The organism is Pseudarthrobacter sulfonivorans (genome assembly GCF_031454915.1).
GTDB classification, from domain to species: domain Bacteria; phylum Actinomycetota; class Actinomycetes; order Actinomycetales; family Micrococcaceae; genus Arthrobacter; species Arthrobacter sulfonivorans_C.
The window spans coordinates 1-1,356 of sequence record NZ_JAVDRS010000025.1 but is presented as its reverse complement, the minus strand read 5'-3'; the positions used below and the strand labels follow the sequence as shown (position 1 = coordinate 1,356).

Annotated in this window: 1 protein-coding gene; it reads left to right on the top strand. The window is 62.0% G+C overall.

What is annotated here, in order from left to right; translation table 11 throughout:
- Positions 1-51: 51 nt before the first annotated feature.
- Positions 52-1,340 (top strand): IS3 family transposase gene (locus tag J2808_RS22205; RefSeq protein WP_309821028.1). Its coding sequence is split into 2 segments (ribosomal slippage): positions 52-325 and positions 325-1,340, totalling 1,290 coding nucleotides; the frame shifts between segments, so codons are not numbered across the junction.
- Positions 1,341-1,356 lie beyond the last annotated feature (16 nt).

The window sequence follows — 1,356 nt, the reverse complement described above, 5'->3', positions numbered from 1 at the left end:
TGAACCGTCCCGGGTTTGATGCCGCTATCTTCTGTGAGAAAGATAGTGATTATGCCCAAGCAGTTTCCGCCCGAAGTCCGTGACCGTGCAGTGCGTATGACCATGGATCGGTTGTCCGAATACCCGTCTGTTTATGCTGCTTGCAAGGCACTGGCGCCGAAGCTCGGAGTCGGCCCTGAATCGTTGCGCCGTTGGGTTGTCCAGGCCCAGGTTGATGCAGGTGAGAAGACCGGTCCGAGCAGTGACGAGCTGGAGGAGATCAAGCGGCTTCGGGCTGAGGTGCGGGACTTGAAGGAGTCCAACGAGATCCTCAAACAAGCCTCGATTTTCTTCGCGAGGGAGCTCGACCCTCGCCGCCGCTGATCTGTCGATTCATCGACGAAATGCGCGCTGTTGGTTATGCGGTCGAGTCGATCTGCGCCGTCCTGCGGGAGCAGGGCGTGCAGGTCGCCGCACGAACCTACCGGGCGTGGAAGAAACGCCTGCCAGCCCTGCGCACCATCGAAGACGCACGCATCACCGATGCACTCCGCAGCTTGAAAGTCCCCGATGCGAAGGGACGCCCCCGTCCCGAGATCATCTACGGGAGGCGGAAGATGACGCAGTGGCTGCGCCGGAACGGATTCCCGGAAGCCTCCAAACACACCGTGGACCGGCTCATGCGTGAAGAGGGGATGAACGGCCTCATCAGAGGCCGCAAGACCCGCACCACCATCCCCGGCAAGGACGGCCGGCGCGCCGGCGACCTGCTGAACAGGAACTTCACCGCCCCGGCCCCGAACCAGATCTGGGTGACCGATTTCACCTACGTCCCGGTCTACTCCGGATTCGTCTACGTCGCCCTGGTCATCGACCTGTACTCCCGGGCGATCGTCGGCTGGGAAACCTCGACCGTCAAGGACACGGCGTTCGTCGAACACTGCCTGCGGATGGCCCTGTGGCGGCGCCAGCACACCGGCCGCCCGGCGCCGGCGGGACTGATCCATCATTCCGATGCGGGCAGCCAGTACACCTCCATCCGTTACACCGACACACTGGCCTTGGAGGGCATGCAGCCGTCCATTGGCAGCGTGGGTGATGCCTATGACAATGCCGCCGCCGAGACCGTGATGGGGCTGTTCAAGAACGAGGCCGTCGCGAAGGATTCACCGTTCCGCAGCGGGGCGTTGAAGACCGAAAGCGACGTGATGGAGATCGTCTTCGAGTGGGTCCACTGGTACAACAACGAACGCCTGCATTCCGCCCTGGATCACCAGACGCCAGAGGAATATGAGCAGACATATTATGATCTACAAACCGGCCCGTTACCCGACGACGCCGCCAACAAACAGGCGGCATGATTCCCGGGACGGTTCA